Below are 256 nucleotides of genomic sequence, written 5' to 3' on the forward strand. Positions count from 1 at the left end.
CCCTGAGGCTTGGCGGCCGCACCGCCCCCGCTCGAGCTGCCGCCCCCCGCCGGGCTGGCGCCTGCCGGTGAGCCCGCCCCCGCTGGCGCCGCTGGGGTGGGGCCGGAGCCCCCACCTGATGGCGGGGTCGACGACGAACCAGACGAGTGCGGCCCGAGGTACGCCGCCCCGTTCGCCGCGCCCTGGCCACCTGACCCCGACGCCGTCGACGAGGCCGCACCCGCCAGGCTCTGCGACGCACTGCCCAGCGCAGCCT

1 pseudogene is annotated in these 256 nt (G+C 79.7%); it reads left to right on the top strand.

What is annotated here, in order from left to right:
- Positions 1 to 9: 9 nt before the first annotated feature.
- Positions 10 to 256 (top strand): annotated as a pseudogene (locus tag H483_RS40325) (transglycosylase); the annotation flags it as partial.

The organism is Dietzia sp. UCD-THP (genome assembly GCF_000349585.1).
GTDB lineage: Bacteria > Actinomycetota > Actinomycetes > Mycobacteriales > Mycobacteriaceae > Dietzia > Dietzia natronolimnaea_A.